General features: G+C 38.0%; 6 protein-coding genes. 2 read left to right on the forward strand and 4 right to left on the reverse strand.

Going from position 1 to position 6,515, the window contains the following annotated elements; translation table 11 throughout:
- The coding region (locus RM049_RS38935) for a hypothetical protein (RefSeq protein ID WP_322708070.1) at positions 1 to 243 on the forward strand (243 nt) is incomplete at its 5' end.
- Positions 244 to 319: 76 nt separating this feature from the next.
- Here RM049_RS38935 and RM049_RS38940 read toward each other — a convergent pair.
- Genes RM049_RS38940 through RM049_RS38955 form a run of 4 tightly spaced genes read right to left on the reverse strand, consistent with a single transcriptional unit; the run spans position 320 to position 4,098 of the window.
- Entirely contained in the window at positions 320 to 1,093 is a 774-nt protein-coding gene (locus tag RM049_RS38940; RefSeq protein WP_322708071.1) for a TniQ family protein, read from the reverse strand.
- 29 nt (positions 1,094 to 1,122) lie between these two features.
- Entirely contained in the window at positions 1,123 to 1,434 is a 312-nt protein-coding gene (locus RM049_RS38945) for a hypothetical protein (RefSeq protein WP_322708072.1), read from the reverse strand.
- A 28-nt stretch (positions 1,435 to 1,462) separates the two neighbouring features.
- Entirely contained in the window at positions 1,463 to 3,511 is a 2,049-nt protein-coding gene (locus RM049_RS38950) for a Mu transposase C-terminal domain-containing protein (protein WP_322708073.1), read from the reverse strand.
- Positions 3,508 to 4,098 (reverse strand): TnsA endonuclease N-terminal domain-containing protein, encoded by a 591-nt coding sequence (locus tag RM049_RS38955; RefSeq protein WP_322708074.1) that lies wholly within the window; start codon positions 4,096 to 4,098, stop codon positions 3,508 to 3,510. Before RM049_RS38955 ends, RM049_RS38950 begins: the two co-directional genes overlap by 4 nt.
- 366 nt (positions 4,099 to 4,464) lie before the next feature.
- Between RM049_RS38955 and RM049_RS38960 the strand changes: the two genes are divergently transcribed.
- On the forward strand, positions 4,465 to 6,515 hold a 2,051-nt coding region (locus tag RM049_RS38960; protein ID WP_322708075.1), incomplete at its 3' end, for a DDE-type integrase/transposase/recombinase.

Below are 6,515 nucleotides of genomic sequence, written 5' to 3' on the forward strand. Positions count from 1 at the left end.
CTCATTTCTGAAGCATATCATGAGTTAAAATCTCATTTTTTGTTTCAAATCACACCAATCAACCCCAATATGCTTGGGTTAAGCATTTTTTCTCTTCTCTCTGTTTCCTCTGCGGTAGCCTGCGGCAAGCCCTACGGGTTCGCCAGTTCCTTTATGCCGGGGAACCCGTCCACCGGACTGGCTCACCGCTTTGCGTCTACGTTAAAAAAGTTGACTTTGACAAAGAGTTTTAGCCTTAACTGAACCGTATTGTTTTACAGGCATGGCAATTTTCATTTACAACCCTTTTTTACGATGACGTGTACTTAGTCTTAGTGATTTATTCCAACATCTGTGTCCGAAAATTAAGTAATTTTTCTAATCCAAGCAAAGGAAAAAATGTATCATTTCTAACTCTTGGCTTTTTTGCTATTAAACCTTCAAATAAATCATAATTGTAATCGGAAAGGTTATTTAATTTGTTCGATTTTGCAGCTTCTAAATCTTGAATTTGACTATTGTAATTAATAGATTCTATTTCAGGTACTTGGCACAGTTTGTAAATCTGGAAAGACAGAGCAAATTCTTCGATATTGGCGATATTTATTTGAGAATCACGAAAATCAAAGCCACATTGACATTTGAACAATCTCGGTCTTAAAAACTTGATTTTATTATTACAGTTGTAACAAGTATCAATCAAAAAACATTTATGAAATGGACATACTGTAACACGAGATAGATGCCAAACCTGAGAATAATAAGCTTTGGTCTGCCAACAGATAGGGCAAAATCTGGCCCCAGTTTTATTAAATAAGGAGGTAGAAATATTTTCGCCAAATGCTTTGACTACGCTTGTGAAGATGTATGCAGAGCTACAAGAATTAGTTGAAGAAAATGCCATTGCCCAAAGAATACTGGCTTCTACTTCAGTGATCTGACTAAGGATGCATAAATTATCAATTTTAGAGATAAAAATATTACTATATATTCCTGTGACTCTCAGTTGAGAAATTTTTAAAATATAATTTGGAGAAGGGTAATAATTAGTATCTGCAAGTCTAGCAATATAGCCAATGAGACTCTCATCTATATACGGGCGAGGTCGGCGCAAAAGTTTTTTATTGGAACACACGTTTAATATTATTTATGCAGAACATCCGATGCCTTCTGATTTCTCTTTTTAGTTTTAATTCTTTGGTTAGTACTTCCTATATTAACCAGAGATTCGTTTAAAGATATTTTATTTTCTAGATTTACTAAACAATCATCGTTAAGGAAAGGGTTTTTCTTGTAAGGCTTATCAGCTTTTACATATTTTTCAAACGCCCTAGCCAGAACCGGGTAATCAAGTTTGTTTAAACCTTCTATTAATGTCAAGTAAGTTCCATAACGAACTAGCTTCATTACGTAAGCTATAATTCCATCAGAAGCATAGTAAAAACGAAAAGCCATCTCCTCACTAGCTAAATTTGATTCTAATTCAAGGGGAAGCTGCGATTTTTTCCTCAATTGAAGATGATGAAAATTCATTATTGAATGCACTACCAAGCTCTGATATGCCTGACATTACTGAAATTTCACTCTTTGGTATAGTAACAGAAGAAGAATCAATTGAATTTATAGCCATATCATTATTCAAAGGCTGCTCATCTTTAGAAAACTCAAAGTCTCCTGTATTCAGCCCTGAACGACCAATACCTTTCCATCTCGCCATAGCAGTACGGGTTTTGCCTTTCTTTGATGACATCCATTCCTGCTCAACAATTTTTTGAATCTGCTCTTTGGCTAAAGCTAATGCTATAATATCGACTTTTTCAGCTTCTTGACGTGCCAGTTTTTTAATTACTTGGTGTTGCCAAATACTTAACCCTTTAGTATATTCTTGGCTGAGAGCAGGAACAGATAAAAATTGATGAATTGTTGGATCAAAAACATAGATTTTAGATAAATCTGTAGGGTCATATTTAACAATTGCTTTTTCTAATGCTAAAGCTGATGAACGGAAGCGAGATAATTCAAAACTATTGTAGATAAGTCCTTCAAACTCTACCCCCCTTCTAGTGACTTTGCGTGTGGTTATATTTCCCACTAATACTTTTAGTTGTTGATAAGAGCCTGGTAAAGCTGGAGGAAACTCTTGGATAGCTTTTGACCACACAGATGTCCGAGGCGATTTTAATTCTGGATGAGAACTTTGGTTATAAATATCGATAATGAAGATATGTAGAATTTCTTGCAGTGCTTCAAAAGAAATCACTGCATTTTTCAGAGGGTTGTAATCATACTTCTTCATAAAGTTTGAGAAGCTTTTCCCTGGTAGGTCACTCAAAAGTTGACTATTTACCGCACCAAAATATCGTTCTATTGAACTTTTGTACCAGGGCATTCTGGGTGGTGAATATTGAATAGCTATTCCCAAAGATAAGCAAGCATCTTCAAAATGTGTACTATAAAATTCTTTTCCATTATCAACCACAATCACTTCTGGCAGTCCATAAGTGTCCCAAGTATTCACTACGCTTGGAAAATTTTCGATTAGATAATTTTTGGGACGGATAACGTGTAGCAAACATTGCATTACCGATAAATAGCTCGGAGGTTCAAAACTGGCGTAATACCCTAGTATGACTCCTGAATATTTATCTACAGCAGAAGTTAACCAAGGGGTGCCAATAGGCATTCGATGTTCTGCGTCTACTACAAACAATGGCAGTTTAGTGTGGTCAATTTCTATCCTTTCTAAAGGACGATTCGGGCGTGGCCCCTTCATTACTGGGTCATACATTTGAGAGGCTATACGGTTGCCTAAACGTTTTTTAGCGACTACACATGGATCTAATTTAGATACAAATCTGTAAATAGTTGAACGATGTGGAATTTCTAAAGCTTTTTGACCAATGCTTGCACGAGTAAGATTTTCCTGCCTAATTTGGCGCAGAATTTCATCATGTACATCTGCCATATCTGGTCGAGAAGGATTTAAATAGATTTCTTGAATGCACCTATCAATAATTTGAATTACTTCTTTCTCTAGTTTGGGTCGGTAATCTCCTTTATATTTATGCTTAGGAACTAATGAACGAATATCCTGACCTGAGCTTTCATAAGCTTTTAGCCAACGGTAAACTGTTAACCAATTTGGCGGATTAAGGTCATTAATTTGTTCTGACACTTGTTCAATAATCGGTTGCAGACTAGCTGGAGTCCTTTGAGGTATATCTTGCTCTAAAACAAAGCTTACATAACTGTATTTTCTTTTAGCTTCAAAGCGAATTTCTTCAGGAAGTTGAGTAAAATCAGCTTGAGTCTCATTTCCTTTTCGTCCAACAACACCAAAAGATTCTGTTGATTGAAGTTCTAATTTTTCCCTAAAAAGCAACTGAACTAAAGCTGTATATGTAATTCTAGACAAGACTTCGGTAACGACTTCAAATATCTGTAATTCACCATTGGCTAACTGCTGTTTAATGACGTATTCGCGCCCTTTTAGCCAAAAATGAAGTCCAGGTCTGATTTGGAATCTATTCATACATCCAAAAGTAATGCTTGAACATCACCCTTAAATTGAGATAGTTGAATTAGACTTGCTGCACCTATAGATTGCATTAAATCTGTTGACAGCCAGCCAAAATACAGTAGTTTGAATAATAGGTTAGGATATATTCCTTTTCGCTCTAGATCATGACACACCTGTTTGAAAGGCGTTGGTTCTCTGGAAGTGAAATAACATTGACAGTCTAAGTATTGTTGTAGTGTAAATGGACTACGGGCATACTTGTATAACAGCTTAATATTATCCAGTTTAGGTTGCTGCCGAATCATTGTATCGGTCACTACCATAAATCTCATGCTCCGCTCTTCACATAAATGGCTGATATGTCTCCATTTATCAAGATTTTTTTGGTCATTAACCTGGGATGCAGGTTTGACTTCTATCACCTGTTGTTGCCCTATTCTTTGTACCCAGAAATCGGGGGTATAGTTTTTAGTTACACCTTTTGAGATATAAGTTATTTTGAATGGCTGGCCCCTGTATGACTGGACTGTTGGATCAATCTCTAGCAGATAAATGTAATCTCGCTCAATTTGGGACTCCCACCAAATGATGGTGTTCATCTTCAAACTGGGGAATTTACCAATAATTTTCTTTGATCCACTATTGGTGATTCTTCTCACCCCGTTTGCCAAAGGCTTTCTTGCCCCCAATCTAGTGATAATCTCTCCAGCCTAATTGATCCACGCTCATTTTCAATTAGTCTGCGACAATTTTTCACATAGTCCGCGAACCGACAGCTCCTCTGCGGTTGTGTGACTGTAACCATAAGTTTGCCATTTTTGAAACCATAACTTTGCCGCAGTAAGAGTTGAAAAGTAGATTATTACGTTTATTGGCTAAATAGAAAAAGTTGAGTTTTGAAATGATAAACTTGCCGAAAGTATAAAAATAAAGCATAAACCTGCCGAAAATAACGGTTTTTCTGTATGCTCAGCGACCAAGAGTTTGAAGACTGGTGTCGCCGCCTTTGTTTAACAGAGACGACAAAAGAGTTTGTGCAAAAAATCCGTTGTTCAGAACCTGTAAGGATTGTAGGTGGGGGAGCGAAAAATGTTTGCGGTAGCTATCCAAGCCGCAAAATGGGGAAAACAATTCAGTTTGAATCTCATAAAGTAGAACTGCCAGCGATCGTCGAATACGAAAATGACGAAGATGTTTTGGAATACTATGACCAACCAATTCGCTTAAGCCTATCATTCAAATCAAAGAGCGGACGTTGTGTGGTGACATCTCACATTCCTGATTTCTTGATCATACGCTGTAACTGTGTGGGATTTGAAGAATGGAAACCGAGCGAACGTCTCAAAACATTAGCTCAGAAACAACCCACACGCTATCAACAGAGCGAAGACGGTCAATGGCACGCTCCACCAGCAGAAACGAAAGTTCAACCACTTTTACTGTACTACCATTTACGTACAGATCAAGAAATAAACTGGATTGCTTACCGCAACCATCAGTTTCTGAAAGCTTATTTCAATCAAGAAACTACAGTTAACTCAGAGGTAAGAACAACGGTTGTTGAGTGCGTGAGAGCTAACCCTGGAATGACTCTAAAAGAACTATTAGAATCAACCAGTATCAATTGGGTAGACGATATCTATGCCTTGATTGCAACAAGGCAATTATATGTAGACCTCAAAGCTGCTGCTTTGAGTGAACCAGAACAAGTTCATCTTTTCAGCAGTCAACAGATGGCACTGGCATATAATGTCATGATTGCTCAAAGAATTTCTACCACTATCGCCAGCGGACAACGAATTGATGTGGCGGTTGGCTCAACGCTTGTTTGGGATGGTAAAAGTTGGTGTGTACTTCAAATTGGAGACACAAAAGTTGCTCTCCAAAGCGAAAATGAACTGATTCAGTTAACTCATACAAACTTTGATGCACTCATTGCACAAAAAGAAATTACTCATATTCAACCTAAATCTGCAAAAACAACAGAAATTTGGGAACAGCTAAAATGCGCCAGTCCTGAAGATTTGTCCGTGGCTAACTACCGCTATAAAATCATTGAGCCATATTTACATGGAAGACCGCCAATTAATAGTTCTGTACCTGAGCGGACAATCCGTAGCTGGAAATCCAGATTTAATAAGGCTCTTAATAATTATGGCTGGGGCTATATTGGTTTGCTACCCAATCGGGGAGACAAAGGAAATCGAGTAGACCGCTTTTCACCCGATACTTGGGAGTTCATCGACCGAATTATTGAACAGCATTATGAAAATCTCAAACAGCGAGGAAAACTGGCAACTTACGGTATTCTCGTTAGAGAGTGGGAAAAAGCAGGAAGAACAGACCCTTGCCCCAGTCGAATTACTTTCTGTAAGCGTATTAATCAACGAGATCCAGTACGGCAAACTCGCCAAAGACAAGGTAGTAGAGCAGCTTACCAAAAGAATCCTTTTTATCACGAATTAACGCTTTCCACGCCTAACCACGGCAGTCGTCCATTTGAAATCTGCCACATTGACCATACGGAATTAGATATTGAGTTAGTTTGTTCTCGCACTGGACGTTGTTTAGGCAGACCTTGGGCAACGATTCTTATTGATGCTTTCTCCCGCCGCATTTTTGCCATCTATTTAACTTTTGATCCACCATCGTATCGCTCTTGCATGATGGTGTTGCGAATTTGTGTGCAACGACTTGGACGTTTCCCAGAAACACTAATAATGGATAATGGTGTAGAGTTTGGCAGTATTTACTTTGAAACTCTTCTGGCGGCATTTGCTTGCACAAAAAAACAGCGCCCCGTTGCTAGTCCAAGATTTGGTTCGCTTATTGAACGTTTTTTTGGCACAACCAACACAGAATTCTTTTACAACCTAAAAGGCAATACTCAAATTACTAAACAGGTTCGCTTGGTAAATAAAGCAAATAACCCAAAAGTACAAGCTGTCTGGACATTGCCAGAATTACAGCAGATTGCAGGTAAGTGTAGTACAGTAAAACCAGTGCATCAAAGTTA

Source organism: Nostoc sp. DedQUE04, assembly GCF_034530995.1.
Classification (GTDB): domain Bacteria; phylum Cyanobacteriota; class Cyanobacteriia; order Cyanobacteriales; family Nostocaceae; genus Nostoc.